Source organism: Hypericibacter sp. (assembly GCF_050729195.1).
Classification (GTDB): Bacteria; Pseudomonadota; Alphaproteobacteria; order Dongiales; family Dongiaceae; genus Hypericibacter.
Window position 1 is genome coordinate 1 of sequence record NZ_JBOHKS010000020.1, and the last position, 17532, is coordinate 17532.

At 64.2% G+C, this 17532-nt stretch carries 17 protein-coding genes; 6 read left to right on the top strand and 11 right to left on the bottom strand.

The annotated features are described in order from the left end of the window. The first annotated feature begins 15 nt into the window (after positions 1–15). From ACREE8_RS01490 to rsfS, 5 genes are all read left to right on the top strand, one after another. The gene (locus ACREE8_RS01490; protein ID WP_431571220.1) at positions 16–1239 is read left to right on the top strand and encodes a glutamate-5-semialdehyde dehydrogenase; all 1224 of its coding nucleotides are present in this window, start codon (positions 16–18) and stop codon (positions 1237–1239) included. 100 nt (positions 1240–1339) lie between these two features. Continuing rightward, complete coding sequence (tcmP, locus tag ACREE8_RS01495) at positions 1340–2233, top strand: three-Cys-motif partner protein TcmP (RefSeq protein WP_431571204.1); 894 nt, start codon at positions 1340–1342, stop codon at positions 2231–2233. Beyond that, the gene (locus tag ACREE8_RS01500) at positions 2211–2975 is read left to right on the top strand and encodes a DUF5131 family protein (protein WP_431571205.1); all 765 of its coding nucleotides are present in this window, start codon (positions 2211–2213) and stop codon (positions 2973–2975) included. Before tcmP ends, ACREE8_RS01500 begins: the two co-directional genes overlap by 23 nt. Before the next feature lie 57 nt (positions 2976–3032). Beyond that, positions 3033–3698 carry a nicotinate-nucleotide adenylyltransferase gene (locus ACREE8_RS01505; protein ID WP_431571206.1) on the top strand — a complete coding sequence of 222 codons (666 nt, stop codon included), beginning with the start codon at positions 3033–3035 and terminating at the stop codon, positions 3696–3698. A 64-nt stretch (positions 3699–3762) separates the two neighbouring features. Continuing rightward, positions 3763–4167, top strand: coding sequence for a ribosome silencing factor (rsfS, locus tag ACREE8_RS01510; protein WP_431571207.1), 405 nt, complete (start codon positions 3763–3765; stop codon positions 4165–4167). Positions 4168–4273: 106 nt separating this feature from the next. Here the strand turns inward: rsfS and ACREE8_RS01515 are convergent, their stop codons facing one another. The 11 genes from ACREE8_RS01515 to ACREE8_RS01565 form a co-directional block, all read right to left on the bottom strand. Beyond that, positions 4274–4954: a hypothetical protein gene (locus ACREE8_RS01515; RefSeq protein ID WP_431571208.1), complete on the bottom strand. Its 681-nt coding sequence runs from the start codon at positions 4952–4954 to the stop codon at positions 4274–4276. A 16-nt stretch (positions 4955–4970) separates the two neighbouring features. After that, complete coding sequence (locus tag ACREE8_RS01520; RefSeq protein WP_431571209.1) at positions 4971–7385, bottom strand: xanthine dehydrogenase family protein molybdopterin-binding subunit; 2415 nt, start codon at positions 7383–7385, stop codon at positions 4971–4973. Continuing rightward, a complete protein-coding gene (locus ACREE8_RS01525) occupies positions 7382–7885 on the bottom strand; it encodes a (2Fe-2S)-binding protein (RefSeq protein ID WP_431571210.1) in 504 nt (167 codons plus the stop codon). Before ACREE8_RS01525 ends, ACREE8_RS01520 begins: the two co-directional genes overlap by 4 nt. A 106-nt stretch (positions 7886–7991) precedes the next feature. Continuing rightward, positions 7992–9026 carry a 2,5-dihydroxypyridine 5,6-dioxygenase gene (locus ACREE8_RS01530; protein ID WP_431571211.1) on the bottom strand — a complete coding sequence of 345 codons (1035 nt, stop codon included), beginning with the start codon at positions 9024–9026 and terminating at the stop codon, positions 7992–7994. 32 nt (positions 9027–9058) lie between these two features. Beyond that, on the bottom strand, positions 9059–9877 hold the full coding sequence (locus ACREE8_RS01535) for an alpha/beta fold hydrolase (protein ID WP_431571212.1): 819 nt from the start codon (positions 9875–9877) through the stop codon (positions 9059–9061). Positions 9878–9881: 4 nt separating this feature from the next. Beyond that, positions 9882–10640 carry a maleate cis-trans isomerase family protein gene (locus tag ACREE8_RS01540; RefSeq protein WP_431571213.1) on the bottom strand — a complete coding sequence of 253 codons (759 nt, stop codon included), beginning with the start codon at positions 10638–10640 and terminating at the stop codon, positions 9882–9884. A gap of 43 nt (positions 10641–10683) precedes the next feature. Beyond that, complete coding sequence (locus ACREE8_RS01545; protein ID WP_431571214.1) at positions 10684–11337, bottom strand: CoxG family protein; 654 nt, start codon at positions 11335–11337, stop codon at positions 10684–10686. Positions 11338–11361: 24 nt separating this feature from the next. Next, on the bottom strand, positions 11362–12225 hold the full coding sequence (locus ACREE8_RS01550; RefSeq protein WP_431571215.1) for an FAD binding domain-containing protein: 864 nt from the start codon (positions 12223–12225) through the stop codon (positions 11362–11364). Further along, positions 12222–13304 carry a PEP/pyruvate-binding domain-containing protein gene (locus ACREE8_RS01555; protein ID WP_431571216.1) on the bottom strand — a complete coding sequence of 361 codons (1083 nt, stop codon included), beginning with the start codon at positions 13302–13304 and terminating at the stop codon, positions 12222–12224. The genes ACREE8_RS01550 and ACREE8_RS01555 overlap by 4 nt, the downstream gene beginning before the upstream one ends. Continuing rightward, a complete protein-coding gene (locus ACREE8_RS01560; RefSeq protein ID WP_431571217.1) occupies positions 13301–15190 on the bottom strand; it encodes a PEP-utilizing enzyme in 1890 nt (629 codons plus the stop codon). The genes ACREE8_RS01555 and ACREE8_RS01560 overlap by 4 nt, the downstream gene beginning before the upstream one ends. A gap of 72 nt (positions 15191–15262) precedes the next feature. Next, positions 15263–15892 (bottom strand): isochorismatase family protein, encoded by a 630-nt coding sequence (locus ACREE8_RS01565; RefSeq protein ID WP_431571218.1) that lies wholly within the window; start codon positions 15890–15892, stop codon positions 15263–15265. A 186-nt stretch (positions 15893–16078) separates the two neighbouring features. Between ACREE8_RS01565 and ACREE8_RS01570 the strand changes: the two genes are divergently transcribed. Continuing rightward, positions 16079–17503: a hypothetical protein gene (locus ACREE8_RS01570; protein ID WP_431571219.1), complete on the top strand. Its 1425-nt coding sequence runs from the start codon at positions 16079–16081 to the stop codon at positions 17501–17503. Positions 17504–17532: the final 29 nt, after the last annotated feature.

The window sequence follows — 17532 nt, forward strand, 5'->3', positions numbered from 1 at the left end:
GCGGAGGTCCGCGCCGTGGCGCGCGCCGCGAAGGATGCCGCGGCGAAACTCTCGCTCGCGACCGCCGGGCAGCGCACGGCCGCGCTCAAGGCGATGGCGGCCGCGATCCGCGAGGACGCCCCTCTGATCCTCGCCGCCAACGACAAGGACATGGCAGCCGCCAGCGGCCTGACACCGGCCCTCAAGGACCGCCTCAGTCTCGATGCGAAACGCATCGAGGCGATGGCCCAGGGCATCGACGAGGTGGCCGCCCTGCCCGATCCGCTGGGCCAGGTGCTGGCCGAGTGGGACCGCCCCAACGGTCTCCATATCGCGCGGGTGCGGGTGCCGCTGGGCGTGATCGCCATCATCTATGAATCGCGGCCGAACGTGACGGCCGATGCCGCCGTGCTCTGCCTGCGTTCCGGCAATGCGGCGATCCTGCGTGGCGGCTCGGAGAGCGTGAATTCCTCGGGCACCATTCTGCAAAGCCTCAAGCGCGGCTTGAAGAGCGCCGGCCTGCCCGAGGCCGCGATCATGCGCCTGCCGACGCAAGACCGCGCCGCGGTGGGCGAGCTCCTGAAGCTCGACGACCTGATCGACGTGGTGATCCCGCGCGGCGGCAAGTCGCTGATCGAGCGGGTCGCTGCCGAAAGCCGGATCCCGGTGTTGAAACATCTCGACGGCAACTGCCACACTTACGTCGATGGCGCGGCCGACCTCGCGATGGCGAGGCGGATCGTGGTCAACGCCAAGATGCGGCGCACCGGCATCTGCGGCGCGACCGAGACGCTGCTGGTCGATCGCCGCGTGGCCAAGACCCATCTGCCGCCGATCCTCGACGATCTCGCGAAAGCCGGCTGCGAGCTCCGGGGCGATGCCGAGACGCGCGCGCTCGATGGTCGCGTGACGCTGGCGAACGACAGCGACTGGGACACCGAATATCTCGACGCCATCATCGCCATCAAGCTGGTGGACGGCGTCGAGGAGGCGATCGCCCATATCAACCGCCATGGCTCGCACCACACCGAGGCGATCGTCACCAGGGACGAGGTGGCGGCGAAGAAATTCATGGCCGAGGTGGATGCCGGCATCGTCATCCATAACAGCTCGACCCAGTTCGCCGATGGCGGCGAGTTCGGCATGGGCGCCGAGATCGGCATCTCGACCGGCAAGCTCCATGCGCGGGGGCCCGTCGGCGCCGAGCAGCTCACCAGCTATAAGTATCTGGTGCAGGGCAGCGGCCAGGTGCGGCCCTGAGGCTGAGGACTCGTCACTAAAATCTTTGGTTGTGTGAAATTGAGTGTAGACAACCATTTTCTCATGTGAGAACATTTAGTGAACTTCGCGAGAGGCCTATGTGGTCAAGCAAGCCTGGGGCGGTCCTTGGACCGAAGAGAAGCTCGAACGTGTCAGGAAGTATCTCAGCGCCTACACCACAGCACTGAAGAGGCAACCGTTCTCGCTCCTGTACATCGACGCTTTTGCAGGCTCCGGCATGCGCGAAATCGACGAGCCTACGTCCCAATCGCTGCTGGACCTTGAGGGCATCGACAGATTTGTTCAGGGATCGGCACGAATGGCGCTGGAGACACATCCCCCCTTTAGCCGGTTCACCTTCGTCGAAAAAACGCGAAGCAAGTTCCATGCTCTGCAAACAAGCCTTAACGCAGACTACGCCAGCTTGATCGGCAAGATGGAGTTCAGGAACCAGGACGCGAACACTGCCGTCAAAGATATCTGTGCGACGACGAATTGGCACAATACTCGCGCCGTTGCTTTCCTCGACCCCTATGGAATGCAAGTCGAGTGGTCAACGATTTCCGCGATTGCGGGAACGAGGGGCATCGACATGTGGTATCTCTTTCCCGCGGGCATTGGAGTGGGCCGAATGGTCCCTCGTCGCGCGGAGAGACAGCCGGAGACATGGGCCCGCCGACTTGATCTCTGTCTTGGAGGAACCGACTGGCGGGAGATCGCCTACGAAGCTTCCGCGACCCAGGATCTCTTTGAACCCACTTGCGCCAAGAAAGAGAGGATTTTCAGCATTTCAAGTATCGAGAAGTATGTGCGAGAGAAGCTCGAGCAGGTTTTTCCGGGTGTTGCTGAGCATGCACTACCGCTTTCGAAGCGAAATGGCGCAGTCATGTATCTTCTTTTCTTTGCATGCGCCAATGAGCGCGGCGCACCGACAGCCCTGAAGATTGCGAACAGTATCTTGGGAGCAAAACGTGGCAAACGGCACAGGGATTGAATGGACAGAAGCCACCTGGAATCCGATTGCCGGATGCACGATGGTGTCGCCCGGCTGTACCAATTGCTATGCGATGCGCATGGCCGCGCGTCTTCAAGCGATGGGCCTCGAACGCTATCAAGGCACCACGAGACGCAGCGGGAGTCGGCATGTTTGGTCCGGCAAGATCGTGCTCGACAAGGATGCTCTCGATATTCCACTGAACTGGAGGAAACCGCGTCACATATTTGTCAATTCAATGAGCGACCTCTTCCACGAGGGTGTTCCGGAGACCTTCATTCGTGATGTTTGGAGCGCGATGGAGGCCGCGAACCAGCACACATATCAGATCCTCACGAAACGCCCCGATCGCATGCTCGACATTTTGGGGAAAGCCGCGTTTCGCAAACTGCCGAATGTGTGGCTCGGTACCTCCGTTGAGAATGAAGCCGCCACGCCCCGCATCGACATACTCCGAAAGATCCCGGCTGCGATCCGGTTTGTGTCCTTTGAGCCGCTGATCGGAGGAATCGGTAAGCCCAGCATGAAAGGTATTCATTGGGCCATCGTAGGCGGGGAGTCTGGCCCAAACGCGCGTCCAATGGATAGGCAATGGGTGGGCGAGATTCTGCAAATCTGTCGTCGACAGGATGTCGCCTTCTTCTTCAAGCAATGGGGCGGCAAGAACAAGAAGGCCGCCGGGCGCAGCTACCGGGGAAAGATCTGGGACGAGATGCCCCACCGGAATGAGGCTCGCGCCTGATGGGCCGCCGTGATGTAGTCGGCCCCTGACCAGCAAAACCACGGCAGTTGACCCTTCTTGTCGGCCCTCAAGGACAGCCCCTCCCTCCGTCGCCATGCGATCGACCCGGCCCGGGCGCGGCGGCGCCCGCGGGTCGGGCTCCTGGGCGGCTCCTTCAACCCGGCCCATGAGGGTCATCGCCAGATCTCCCTCACCGCCCTCCACCGGCTGGGGCTGGACGAGGTCTGGTGGCTGGTCAGCCCCCAGAACCCCCTGAAGCCCGAGGCCGGGATGGCCCCCCTGGCCGAGCGCATGGCGACCGCCCGGGCGGTGGCACGCGATCCCAGGATCAGGGTCACCGACATCGAGACCCGACTCGGAACCCGCTTTACCGCCGATACGTTAGAGAAACTGACCCGTCGCTATCCGGGCCATGGCTTCGTCTGGCTGATGGGCGCCGACAATCTGCTGCAGATCCACAAATGGCGGGACTGGCAAAGAATATTTCATTTGCTTCCGGTTGCGGTCCTGGCCCGACCTTCCTATTCTTTGAAGGCGCTGTCCGCTCCGGCGGCGCAGCGCTTCCTGCGGTCCCGCTGGCCAGAAAGGCTGGGCCGCAGGTTGGTGCAGGCCGAGCCGCCCGCCTGGCTTCTGATCCACGGGCCGCTCAACCCGGCATCGGCGACCGCGATCCGCGCCGCGCGGAGGATGGGACGGCGTGAAGGCAAAGGAGCGAGCACATAATTCCATTGTCATTTGAGCGGACGCGGCACAGCGAGATCGGTGCCGGCCGCTTCGACATCTCACGGTGACCGCCATCGTCAAGACAACCCGCGCCGGGAAGGGCAAGAACCCGGCCAAACCGAGCGACCTGCTGCGCCTGGTCGAGAAGTCGCTCGATGACGATAAGGCCGAAGACATCGTCGCCATCGATCTCAAAGGCAAATCCAGCATCGCCGACTACATGGTCATCGCAACGGGGCGGTCCTCGCGACAGCTCACGGCGATGGCGGAGCATCTCCATGAGAAGCTCAAGGCCAAGGGGCTCGCGCAAGTGGGCGTCGAAGGCGAACGCCAGGGCGACTGGGTGCTGATCGACGGCGGCGACGTGATCGTCCATCTGTTCCGCCCGGAAATTCGCGGGCTCTATAACCTCGAGAAGATGTGGGGGATGGAGCTGCCCGAGGCGGAACGCGTGGCGGCCCTGGGATGAGCTGAAGGCTCGCCGACGCCCGTAAGGGCGCTGCCACCTCCGCGAGTCTTGGCCACCTCCTCTCTTGCGCTTTGCGCGAGGTGGAGGCGATGGGAATTATGCGCGTCTATTCATTGGCCCGCGCCGGGGGCAACTCACCCAGCAGCAGCCGCCGGTTGCCGGCGATCTCCCGACGTTGTTTCAGATCCATCGTGATCTCGTGAGCGGATTCGAGCATGCGCAGCGCGCGCTCATACAAGGGCAGCGCATAACGAAGCGCGAGCGACGGCCGGATTCGCTCGACCGTGAAATCCAGCTTCTCCTTGGCCTGCGCGATCGTGTAGCGGCCGCTGCGGACCCAGTCGACGGTAAGCCAGTCGAACGTCTCCAGGAAGGAAAGCGAATCGGCCGCTTGCAGGATATCGGCGTCCCATCCGCCGCCGATCTCGTGCCGCAGGATCAGTCTGCGCACCTGGCCGAGATAGTCCTCCCCCGGCGGCGGCCTTCTCTCGCGAAGCCACGCCTCGACGATGTTGGCCGACCGGGTCGAATGAGCGAACAGATAGTCGGGGTCGTCGAACTTCGACGGCGTGCTGGTGGGTCCGCCGGGGAAGAACCGCTCGGCATCATGCACCAGGGCCGCGAATTTGAGCTCGGCGGAAGCATCCGCGCAGAGCTTGATCGTCCAGACCCTCGTGCAGAGCAAATGCTCCAGAGAATAGAAACCGTCCAGCCATTCGAGAGCGCTGAGTTCGATCTCATTGAACGTCGGGTCCGCATATCGGCCCGCCAGGATGTTCGATGTCATGTCGGAGGCCTCATGGTCATTTCCGCGCCGTGATCGCGCGCCATACGGATTCCGGCGTAATCGGCAATTCCGAGATCTCGACCCCGTAATCGGCCAGGGCATCGCAGACGGCATTGGCGACAGCCGCACCCGGCGGTATCGTTCCGACCTCGCCGACGCCGCGGATACCGAACGTCGTGACGGGAGATGGGACCTCGGTATGCAGCAACTCGATCGGCGGCACATCCGCGGCCGACGGCACGAGGTAATCCAGCATGCTGCCATTGACCAGCTGGCCGGTTTCCTTGTCGTAGCGAAGCTCTTCGCTCAAGGCGGCGCCCAGGCCCTGGACCAGTGCGCCCCGGACCTGGCCTTCGACGATCGCGGGATTCACCACGGTCCCGCAATCATGCGCCATCACAAAGCGCTCCACCGAGAACTCCCCCGTCTCGGGATCGACCGAGACGACCGCGGCGGCCGTACCGAACGAGAACGCCGCATCGGGGGGCTCGAAATGCGCGGTCGCCTCCAACCCGGGCGTCTCCGCGACGGGAATACCCTGACCGAGGATGGCGCGGGTGAACAGGTCGGAGAGAGCGATGCTGCGGCCGGGGTCGCCGCGAAGACGCAAGGCCCCGCCGTCGATCTCCACGTCCTTGGCCGCCGCGCCCAGGGCCCAGGCCCCGATTCGGATCGCCTTGTCGCGAAGCGCCTGGCCCGCCTCGCGCAGGGCGCCGGCCGCCGCGATCAATGTCCGTGAGGCGAACGCGCCGGTGTTGAGCGGGGAGGCGCCTGTATCGCCGGCATGAACATGGATCGCGTCATACTCGACGCCGACGATCTCGGCGCAGATCTGGGCAAAGGCCGTTTCGTTTCCCTGCCCGAAGGTCGAGACCCCGGTGTAGAGGTCGATGCCGCCGGAGCGATTGGCCCTGAGCGTGACGCTCTCATGGGCGCCGAACTTCGACCCGCGGTTCGCCAGGAACCGCGCGCTGGCATATCCGGTGCGCTCGACGAAGGAGGACAGGCCGATTCCCAACAGGCGCCCGTCCTGGCGGCGGCGCTTCGGCGAAGCGCGATGCGCCCGATAATTCACCGCGTCGGCCGCCAACTGCAGTGTTCTGAGATAGTCGCCACTGTCATAGACAGCGCCGCTGGGGGTCTTCCAAGGCAGGTCCTCCGGCCGAAGCATGTTCTTCGCCCGGAATTCAAACGGATCCGCCTTCAACCGGCGGGCCAGCCTGTCGATCAGCACTTCGAGGGCAAAATTGACCTCCGGTTGGCCATAACCGCGATAGGCGCCGATCGGCGTTTTGTTGGTCATCACCACCCGGCGTTCCACCACGCCATCGGCGACCTTGTAGGGGCCCGTGAAGACGACGCTGGAGAGCTGCGCGGATCCGAAGGAGGAGTTCCAGGCGCCGAGATCGGTCCGGTAGGTATTCATCATGGCCACGATCTGGCCGTCCGCCCGCGCCCCGATGCGGAAATCATGGACGGCCTCGCGCCCATGGGTGCTGGCGCGGAAATATTCCAGCCGGTCCTCGATCCATTTGACCGGCCGGCGCAGCGCCATCGCATGCAGACTGGCAAGGATATCCTCGGGATAGATCCCGAGCTTCAGCCCGAACCCGCCCCCCACATCCGAGGCGATGACGCGAACGCATCCTTCCTCGATACGCAGGCACTCGGCCAGCTGCTTGCGCACGAGATGCGGCACCTGGGTCGACGCGTAGACGGTGAGATCCCGCGCGCCCGGACGCCAGACCGCGAGGATGGCGCGGCCCTCCATGGGCATGGCGGTCACTCTGTTGATCCGGAACCTGCCCTCGGCCACGATCTCCGCGCTCGCCATGCGACCCTCCGGGTCGCCGCCGCGGTCCTTGTTCGAGGCGAGAAGGTTCGAGGACAGCACATCCGGATGCAGGACCGGGCTGCCGTCGGTCAGGGCGTCCAGAACATCCGATATGTGGGGCAGAGGCTCGTAGTCGATATCGATGAGGTCGATCGCGTCCTCGGCGATGGCCCGGCTGGTGGCGACGACACTGACGACCGGCTGCCCTTCATAGGTCGCCGTTTCCTGGGCCAGCGCGTAATAGGGAAGCTGCGGCGCGCCGGGAACGGGCCGCAGAACCGTCAGGGGGCCGCTCGCGCGTCGCACATCCTCGCCGGTCAGGATCTGTTTCACGCCTTCCAGGGCCTTGGCTTGCAAGATGTCGATCGATTTTATGCGGGCATGCGGAAACGGGCAGCGGCCGACCGCCATCTCCAGCTGATGGGCGAATTGGACGTCGTCCGTGAAGCGGCCGTCGCCGCACAGAAGCCGGTCGTCCTCCTTGCGGGGAACATGCGATCCGATCAGCCTATGCCGGGAGGGCTGCGTGTCGGCGCTGTCGGGCGCCTTCGGCTCCTCGTCAGGCTGCAGATCGAGATTCTCGACGACCCGGCTCATCTCGCGGCTCCCAGACTCGACGTCTCCTGGCCGCCGGATGCCCGCAGATACTCCTCCAAGGCGCGAATGATTCCCTCATAACCGGTGCAACGGCACAGCACGCCGCTGATCTCCTCGCGAATCTCGTCGCGCGAGAGCGGCTCGCCCCGCTCCTTCAGGCTTGTCGCCAGCATCAGGAAACCGGGCGTGCAGAACCCGCACTGCAGGGCATGGTGGCGCTTGAAGGCCTGCTGCAATTCATTGAGCTCGCCACCGGTCGCCAGCGACTCCACCGTCCGGACCTCGGCGCCATCCAACTGGACCGCAAGAAAGAGGCAGGACTTTACCGGTTGGCCATCGACAAGGATCGTGCACATGCCGCAGACGCCCTGCTCGCATCCGACATGTGTCCCCGTCAGGCCCAGGCGATGGCGCAGGAAATCGGCCGCATGCATGCGGACCGGCACGCTCTCGCGCAGCTCCTCGCCATTGACCCGAAGGCCGATCTCTTTCTCATTCACGCTCAACACAGTCTCCAGTCACGGCAGGGCTCGATAGGCTTCGGGACGGACGACGACCTCATACGGTCCAACACCCCACGAGTGCTCCGAACCTACGAACTCCGATTCATCGGCGGCGGGACGCCGGGAGCATGTCTTTGACGACGACATCCCCGTCGATCAGGATCGGCTCGTCGTCCAGGAACAGGCTGCAGCCGCGCATGGGTATGTCCAGATGGCAGGGGGTGTCGTTGGGACCGCCCAGCTCGCTGTTCGGCCCGCTCGAGAACAGCACATTACCGAAGAACGAGCGCAACTCCATGCCGATGCCGCCCGGGAACGAGGTCAGCCCGTGCCACTGGGCACGCTCGTCGAGCCCCCAGCCGATATGCGACACGCCATAGCCCCTCGGGTCGCCGAAGGAGTCCATGTAGGACCTGATCAGCTCCGCATCCAACTGGCCGCGAATGTCCTGGATGACGCCCTTCTCGATCGTGTAGGTGACGGGGCTGGTGACGTAAGTGTTGAAGGGGAGAAGCACGTCTCCCGGAGCCAGCACGAGCTGCCCATCGACGCCGTCATCCGCGCCCCCGGTGAACACGAAGGCCGCCGGCCAATGGTCCCAACGCCCCGGTTGATCCGTGTACCCGTATTCGCTGATGGTGGGATACTTGCCGATCTTGTAGGTGATGTCGGTGCCGTGGCGGCTGGTGATCCGCATCACCCGCGCTTTTGAGAGGATTTCCGCGCCGACCTCGACCCGCTCCCGGAGTTCCTTGGTGGGAAAGAGCCGTGCGAGCAGCGGCGCCGGCTCGATGGCCGTGAGAACCCGGGTTCCGGCGGCCTGGATCGCCATCTGTTCCTTGCTGAAGAGCAGGAAAATCAGATCGACGACCATGTCGGCTTTCTTGAGCGCGTCCACCGCCTCGGGATTCTCCGCCAAGGGCGTGACACCGACCGTCCACTGGCCGCCGCGGGCAGCCGCCATCGGCAGCCGAAGATGATAAGTCTTGGCCCCCAATCCCTGTGCGGCATTGAGAAAGGCGTCCGCATAATCGAGACGCTCATGGCCTCTGGACAGGACGACCACCAGCTCGCCCTCACGGACCCCGCTCAATTCCAACTGGGCCCGGCACATTTGATTCAGGATGCTCTGATCCATGACCGTCTCTTTTCCTCTCTCCCGCTTTCGACTCAGCCGCGCTTCGCGGAGATCAACGGCAGCAGAACGTCTATGAACCCGGTGAAATTGTCCCAGGGCACCATATGCCCCGCATCGGGAACCCGGATGATCGGGATGGACGGGTTGGCGGCTGCGAGATCGGCCGCCGCCTTGGGCGGGACGACGGGGCTGTCGCCGCCCCGAATGAGAGTGGCGGGCCTGGTGATCTGCTTCCAATATTCGAAGAAGTCCTCCCGCTCGAAGTTCGCGTGAGTCTCCAGCACGGCGGCCTCGTCACAGGAGGCGAGCACGGCGGCGCGCAACTTCAACTCCCGCTCGGGCCATTTCGGGTAGAAGCGCCGCACCTCATCCGCGGTCGTTCCCCGCTTGGCTTCTCGCAGCTGTGTCAGGAACGCATCGCGGGTGGTGGGATAGGGCCCGCGTCCGGGTCCGGATGTCGGCGGATCGACCAGGACCAGGGGACCGTGGGGAGTGGGCCCGTGCAGCACCGCATAAGCGGCCGCGATGCGCGCTCCCAGCGAATGCCCGATGATGACCGGCTGCTTCAGCCCCAGCGAATCGATGAGGCCCGAGACGTCGGCCGCGTAGTCGGCGAGCCGATAGGATCCCGCCGGCGGCACCGCGGTCGCGCCCCGCCCCCTGAGGTCCGGAATGACGACCCGGAAACCCAGATCCGACACCGGTTTGGCGATGAAATCCGCTGTTGCCGCCGGGCTGGTGATCCCGGGCAGAATCAAGACGTCGCCTCGATTGCCGCCATATTCCAGCAGATGATGCTGCAAGCCGTTCGCCCGGACCTCGATCGAGCGGCCCGAAATGTTGACGCTCATGCCGTCACCTCCGCCCGGACGCAACGGCACCGAGCGCAGCACCCGCATCGGGCAGCGTCGGCTCGAGTCCGAGAGCCAGCAAAATCTCTCGCGTGGTGGCCGTGGCCGCGGTGACGACCGGGAGCCCTGTTTCGTCCTGCACCTGCTGAACCGCGGGCAGAGACGGCATCTGCACACAGGCGCTCAGCACGATTCCATCGACGGAATCGAGCTTCAGCCGCGAGATATAGCCGGGAAGTGCCGCCGGATCCAAACGTCCCACCATGAGATTGTCCGCCACCGACAGGCTGATGCTGTCGACGACTTTGGTCCCCGCGCTCTCCAGATAGTCGATCACGAGCTTCGTCAACGGCGGCATGTAGGGTGCCACGACCGCCACGCGCTTCAGACCGAGTTGATCCAAAGTCCGCACCAGGGCCCCGGCGCTGCTGACGATGGGCGTTCGCCGGGAACTCGCTTCCAGGACAACATCGCCCAGGCGTTTTTCTGTCGCGACATGAGCGCCGGCGCCGCGCGACATCAAGGCGACGAGACAGGCATAGGCAACGACGTCGACTCGCGCGTCGGCGACTTCGGCCGCGCAGCGCTCGCCGTCATTGACCATGCGCGCCAGCGAATCGACATCGACCGTATGCAGCCGCGCCCGGCTGGAGTGGAAGGTCCATCCCGTCCCATGCTTCGCCGCATGCCGGCGAAGCATCTCGGGAATCTCCGTTTCCATGGTCACGTTGGAGCTGGGAACGATCAGTCCAATTCGTTTCATGTCGACCCCCGGTCTCGTCGGTTATGGCTGGACGGAATGGACATCAATGCGCTCCTAATCGCCACAGAATGACCAATCCCACAACGGTCGCGGTACCGCTGAGCAGTGCTGCAACCTTGACCCAGGGATCGCGCGCGGGGACGACGTGTGCCGGTCCGCTCGCTTCGGCGCAGGGGGGCGTCTTCTCATTCTGAATCGCCTCGACCGGAGATAAGGGCCGAACCCCAGGACGGTCCGCCGGCAGTGCGGCGTTTCCCGAGAGAACTTTTTCCAGATTCCTGGCGAACTCGGCCGTCACCTTCTCGGCCTGTTTCGCAATCACTTTCTGCCCGATGCTGCCGAGCACGCCCGCAAGCACCGCTTCGCCTTCCACCACGATCTGCGTCTGGTCTCCCGCGGCATTCAGGAACACGGTATTCGTGGCGCGGAAATTACCGATGGCGCCGCGCACCGCCTTGCCGGTGGAGGTGAACTGGATCTTCTGCTCGCGCACGCGCTCGACGATCTGCACCCTCGCCTCGAACGTGGCCGCCATCGGGCCCAGGCGCTGGGTCGCGACGACGGTCAGGTTATCGTCATCCACGAGGGCGACCTTCTCCACGCCAGGAATGCACTCGGCGACGCGCGCAGGCTGTTCGAAGAACTCCCACAGCTTCGCGACCTTTTCGGTCACGTGGAACTCCTGGCGAAACTTCACCGATGCCTCTTTCCGGTTGAGACGTCAGTTCTGCAGGGAGGAGCGCAGATCCTGCAGAACTCTTCTGACGTAGATGGGTGCGAGGTGCCTTCGATATTCCGCCGACGCCCGGATGTCGCTCGAGGGATCGATGACGCCGAGCACGGCTTCCCCAGCGGCCGCGATGTCCGCGTCTGTCAGGCGGCTGCCTTCCAGCCGCGCCGTCATCCCGGTGACCAGCAGGGGCGTATCGTTGACGCCGCCGAGGCCAAGCTGGATGTTCCGCCATCCGCCATCCGACGAGACGTCGCCCGTGACCGCAATCGACAGCACCGCGAAATCATTGTGCCGCCGGCAGAACTCGCGGAACGCGAAATGCTGCGGGTGTCTGGGGAACACGACTTCGGTGAGCAATTCGCCGGCTTCCAGCGTGGCGGCATAGGGTCCGCTGTAGAACTCGGTCATTGGAATCTCGCGGGGCCCATCGGGACCGGCCACCCTCACCCTGGCGCCGAGCACCAGGCAACCGAGCGGCATCTCGCCCGTCGGGTCTCCCTGCACCAGGCTGCCCCCCAGGGTTCCCCGGTTGCGGACCTGCCGATCGCCGATGAAGCGCACCATCCGCGCGAGCAGCGGCAGCCTTTCGGCCACCAGCGGCGATCTCTCCAATGTCACATAGCGGACCATGGCGCCGACAACGGTCTCGTCGCCGCTCGGCTGCACCCGGTCCAGCTCCACGAGCCCGTTGATATCGATCAGCGCCGAGGGCCGCCAGAGGCGCATGTTCAGCATGGGCATGAGGCTCTGGCCGCCGGCGAGTATTCTGGCGGCGCCCTCATGCTCCGCCAGATGCCCGACCGCCTCTTCGATCGAGTTCGCGCGGTGATAGACGAAGTCGGCCGCTTTCACGGCGTCCCTCCCGTGGTCCGGATCCCGGACAACCGCGCGAGAACATGCTCGACCGGAGACCTCGCGGCGGAAACCAGCCCCGATGCCGCGCGCCGGCTCCAGACGGTCTCGGGCCGGACCTGCAGAACCTTCACCTCTCCCTGCTCGCTGACCGCCCACTCCATGTCCTGCGGCGCGCCGCGACGCTGCTCGATGCGCTTGGCAAGCGCCGCCAGTTCCAGGACATGCTTGTCGGCGAGGCAGACAGCCCCCTGTCTTTCGGGCTCGACCGGCACCAGGCCGACAGCGCCCGTTGCGGGATCGAAACGATATTCCTCGGCCTGGGTCGCGGTCTTCCGTTTGATGATCTCGAAGGTGACCTTGTCGACGGTGAACTGGCTGGGCGTGATGTCGCCCTTGACCACGCCTTCGCCCAGCCCCCAGCAGGCTTCCAGCACGATCTTCGACCTGTCCCCATTGATCGGATCCAGGGTGAAGGTCACGCCGGCCGCACGCGCCGGCACCATCTGCTGGATTCCGACGCAGATTCCGAAGTCCCGCGTCGCGACGACGGCGGCGCCATCCTGCCGGTAGGACAGAACGGCTTCACCGAACATGCTGGCCCAGCAGGACCGCATATGACGGAGCACGGAATCGGCACCGCAGATCCAGAGATAGGTGTCGTACTGCCCGGCGAAACTCGCTCCCGCGAGGTCTTCGGATTCCCCGCTCGAGCGGACCGCAACCGGTATCGAGGGAACACCCATCCTCTTCTCGAGCAGCGCGTAATTCTCACGCACCTGGTCTTCGAGGTCGGAGGGCAGCGGCGCCGAAGCGATGGCCGCGTGGAGCTCAGCGGCCTTGCCCTTGATTTCGGGCAAAGCCATCTTGGGCGCCGCTTCGCGCACCCGTCTGGCCTCGTTCACCAGGCCGGCATGATCCATGAAATGCCGATAGGCCGCGGTGGTGATGCCGAACCCCGAAGGCACGGCAAAGCCGGCAACGGTCAGCTCGGCCAGGCTGGAGAATTTTCCGCCAAGAACCGGGTTGCCGGGCGCCGTCTCATGATCGAGCCACAGGATGAACGGGCTTCCGCTCATCGGCTTCCCCTCTCCATCACGGTCACGATCCCCTTATTGCCGTCGACCTCGATCAGGTCCCCGGTGCGAATGGTCGCGGTCGCGAAACCGACCCCGACGACAGCCGGCAGACCATATTCCCGGGAGATGATCGCGGTATGCGCCATCATGCCGCCCACGTCCGAGACCGCCGCCGAGATATGCGGGAACACCGGCGCCCAGCTGGGGGCGGTTACGCGGCAGACCAGGATCTCGCCCTCCTGGACTTCATAGAGCTGCTCGGAATCGGCGATCACGCGCGCCCGCGCGGTGACCTTGCCGGCCGACGCGGCCACGCCGCGCAATTGATCGCTGGCGGCGGCAGGATCGACGCCGAGCCATTCCTGCACCGTCTCCTGGGTGATGCCCCAGAGCATGATGGTCAGGGGCTCGGTGATGGACTCCGGCGGCGCGCCCAATGCCGGCGGCGGCGACCACTTCGCCAAGGCGTCGCGGATCTTGCGGCGCCGGGCGATGATCGGCCGCCAATAGATCTCGCCGCGCGATTGCGAGCCCGTGGCCCATCCGATCATCAGGTCGTAGAGCGCGTCATAGAGCTCATGGCGGTGCAGATAGAAGATGTCCTCGCGGTCGTTCATGAAGTTATGCGCGACGAACACGTCGCCCAGTTCCCGGACTTTCGACCAGAAAGTCGAGTGGTGCCAATGCTCGACGTAGAAATTGTGGTCCTCGACGAAAGGAAACACCTTGCGGGTCAGCTGGATCAGGCCCTCGAAGGCGTCGCGATCCTGCCCCGTGGGAAGCAGGGCGAGATATTCTTCGGTCACCTTGGCGCGTCTTTCGAGGATGGAATCCAGCGGGCGCCGGATCTCCTCGCCGCGGCGAAGCGCCTCGATATAGCCGCGCATGGCCATGAGCGGCAGGCGCAGGTCGTCGATCCAGACCGGATCCGAATGGGTGTATCCGACGCCGGTCGAGAACCAGAACCAGGGGTCCTTCGCTTCCTCGAAGGCCTTGAGCCAGCGAGCGCCGCCCTCCGCCTTCTTCATGGCGGCCAGCATCTCTTCGGGGCGCGCATGGGCGAGGACGATATCGGCGACCTTCAGCTCGACCGCCAGCGCCGCCAGCCGCCGCAGCTCGTCGTCGGGCCGGAACAGCAGGATGTCGATGCCCGAGACCATGTTGGTGATGGTCTGATCGGTGATCCCCGGGAAGGCCTGCTGACAGAACTCGCGAAAGGTGAGGTAGGCGCCGTAACCGAGATTGAGCATCTCGAAATGGTACGAGCCCATTTCGAAGAGGTTCTCGATCAGCCTGTTATATTTGGTCAGCAGGTCGTAGGAGGAGTAGAGGCCGCGATGCGCGAAGACGCTTTCCTCGGGCTCGATCTGCGGCAGAGGCCGGAATTCGATGGCCTTCAGGCGTTGGATGCAATCCTTGGCCTTCTCGACCCATTCGCCATAGATCTGATCCCAATTCTCGAAATAGTGGCCGGCCCGGCGGGCAAAGTGCCCCTGCCGTTCCTCGATCTTCTTCGGATCGGTAACCCCGTTCGGGCTGATGAACAGGTAGCCGTTGATGATGCGATGATCGATGCCCAATGCCAGGGGGATCGGCCAGACGCGGCTGGCCATCTGGCTCGCCGCCACCCACCAGTTCTCCGTCATGATGGTGTCGAAGGGACAGATGGGCTTGGGGTTGTGCATGCCGTCGAAGAACCAGAACTTCCCCTCTTCCATCTCCCGGCGCTCGGGGCTGATCAGAGCGTAGTAGGGGTACAGATCCTCCCAGCCCTCGGCCCCTTCGGGAGTGGGCATGTCGAACGGGCTCGCGAATCGCGTGTTCGATGGAGATTTGACGCCGGATGCCCCCTGCGCCGCCGAGCTTCTCCCAGCCTTCTCGTTCATGCTCTCCCCCTTGTTTCCTGCTCGTTGATTTGAAGGGACACTTCGGCCCCCTTTGTCATGCCCTGACAGCCGTCAGACGGTCTCGATGTAGCGCAGCACTTCTTCGAGCGGAATCACGTCGGCATATTTCTGGTCGATATCGAAAAGATTCGCGTGATGGGGCGCGCTCGCCCTGTCTGCCACACATTCCTCCGGAACGAGAACGTCATAGCCGTGCTGCACGGCGTCGACGACGCTGGCCCGGATGCATCCGCTCGTCGTGGCACCCGTCACGACCAGCGTATCCGCATGCCATGAGGCCACGAGACTGGCGAGGCTCGTGCCAAAGAAGGCAGAGGCCCCCGCTTTCACCAGCAAGGGCTCCTGCTCCTGCCTGCCCAGGCGGTCGTCGATCTCGACCAGCCTGGTGCCATGGCGAAGCGCGGCCATGCCGGGCGCCTTGCGCAGCCAGGCGAGCGCACGAACCTGGCCTTCGTCGTAGCAGATCGTCGTAAAGGCGATCGGCACGGCGCGTCTGCGACCCGCATCGAGCAGCCGCCGGGTCGCAAGGACTTGCGCGCTCATGTCGGCGGCGGTCGGGTAGCTCGCATCGGTGAAGCCGTAGCTGAAATCGACGACCAGGATTGCCGGCTTCCGGCCGCGCGGCACCCGCCGCCCGAAGCCGGCCTTCTCGTAGATCCGAACCGTCCCCTGCGAATCCATGATGCCTTCCGTACTCGCCGCGAGAAGCCTTGCCCGGATATCACGCCTGTAATACGATACCCAAGATGGTATACCAATATACCGGTTGCTGCAAGTTGTGATTCCGCAAGGGGGACAACCGGTCCATCGGGGGAGATCCGCCGTGACTCGATCGGCCTTGAACCGTGGAGGGCGTGCCTCGGCAACGTGGCGACGCACAGCCATGGCGGGCCAGCTTGGCGGAAAAGAACCAACATAACGAAGGGAGGGTTCGCCATGTTTACGGATCAAGTATCCTTAGAATACGTATTACTGAGTTTCATCTACACGGTCGGCGCCGTGAGTGTGCTTCTTGTGGTCGTCGGCCTTGGTTTCATCGATATGGGTCTGGTGCGCGCACGAAACGTGCTCGTGACCTGGGTCCAGAAGCTGTCGGCAGCCGTCATCGCGGGCTTCGGCACGTTGCTGTTCGGCTATGCCATCTGGCAGTGGCAGTTCTACGAAGCGCTCGGGATTCCCGATCCGCTGATTTCGGCGCTGAAGGATTGGTGGATCGGCGGGCCGGCCAGCAGCACGGCATCGGTGTTGCTCGATCCGAAGCTGGTGCCCGAAGCCGATGTCCAGCAGGTCTTCCTCGTCTTCTTCGTCACCTTCTCGATGGCCACGGCGGCGCTGATTCACAGCAGCGTCATCGAACGCATCAAGGGCGCACCGCTCTACTGGATGTCGTTCGTCATCGGGTTGGTTCTGTCGCCGCTCGTGGGATATCTGTGCTGGGGACCGCTGTCGCCATTGACCAACAGCGGCGTGCATGATTTCGAGGGCGTTTTCCCGCTCTACATATTCTCCGGAACCTGGGCGCTGGTGCTGGCGTGGAGACTGGGTCCTCGTCGCGGCGCGCTCGCCCAGGACCCCAGCGGGGTCAAGCCGACCCCGAGCAATTACGGCCTGGTGGCCGTCGGGGTGCTGTTCATCTTTTTCGCGATCCCCTTCATCGCGATCGGCTCGACCTGGATCCTGCCGGATAAGGGGGTCTATGGCATCTCGTTCACGCAGTCCGGCATCGGCCTGATCCTGGTGAACATCTTCTCCGCCGTGCTGACCGGCGGCGTTGCGGGCGCCGTCATCGGCTGGATGCGGCGCGAAGTGTCCTGGGTCTTCCTGGGCCCCATCGCCGGTGTGGTGATGGGCGGGACGCTGTTCGACATCGGCACGCCTTTGGAGTCGATGCTCTTCGGCGCCCTCGGGCCGTTCGTGGCGCTGGGGACGGCGAAACTGGTGCAGAGCATGGGTATCGAGGAACCCAAGGTCGTTCCCTTGGCGCTCGGGCCCGGCATCGCCGGTGCCATCCTTGTCGGCTTCCTCAAATGGGGGACGGCAACCGGCGGCTTCCCGGGGCTGGAAGGGGAGTATGCGTTGGGTCACGCGCAGATCACCCCGTTGTGGCAGCTGATCGGCGTTGTCGCGACCATGCTCGTCTCGGGAATCCCGGCCTTCATCATGTGCCTCATCTTCGAGAAGGCCGGCGGGCTTCGGGTCAGCCCCGAGGCGGAGATCACGGGGCTCGACGACTCTTATTGGGGTGTCGAGAACTTCGGCGACGACCGTGCAAAAGGCGTCGTTCGCTCCTAGCTGATTTCTGATCTCGTCATGCATAGGGC

What these genes read in the sequence shown, in the direction of transcription:
- ACREE8_RS01560 (WP_431571217.1), bottom strand. Translation starts at nt 15,190, where the DNA reads ATGAACGAGAAGGCTGGGAGAAGCTCGGCGGCGCAGGGGGCATCCGGC.
- ACREE8_RS01565 (WP_431571218.1), bottom strand. Translation starts at nt 15,892, where the DNA reads ATGGATTCGCAGGGGACGGTTCGGATCTACGAGAAGGCCGGCTTCGGG.
- ACREE8_RS01530 (WP_431571211.1), bottom strand. Translation starts at nt 9,026, where the DNA reads ATGGATCAGAGCATCCTGAATCAAATGTGCCGGGCCCAGTTGGAATTG.
- ACREE8_RS01520 (WP_431571209.1), bottom strand. Translation starts at nt 7,385, where the DNA reads ATGAGCCGGGTCGTCGAGAATCTCGATCTGCAGCCTGACGAGGAGCCG.
- ACREE8_RS01555 (WP_431571216.1), bottom strand. Translation starts at nt 13,304, where the DNA reads ATGAGCGGAAGCCCGTTCATCCTGTGGCTCGATCATGAGACGGCGCCC.
- ACREE8_RS01540 (WP_431571213.1), bottom strand. Translation starts at nt 10,640, where the DNA reads ATGAAACGAATTGGACTGATCGTTCCCAGCTCCAACGTGACCATGGAA.
- ACREE8_RS01515 (WP_431571208.1), bottom strand. Translation starts at nt 4,954, where the DNA reads ATGACATCGAACATCCTGGCGGGCCGATATGCGGACCCGACGTTCAAT.
- ACREE8_RS01535 (WP_431571212.1), bottom strand. Translation starts at nt 9,877, where the DNA reads ATGAGCGTCAACATTTCGGGCCGCTCGATCGAGGTCCGGGCGAACGGC.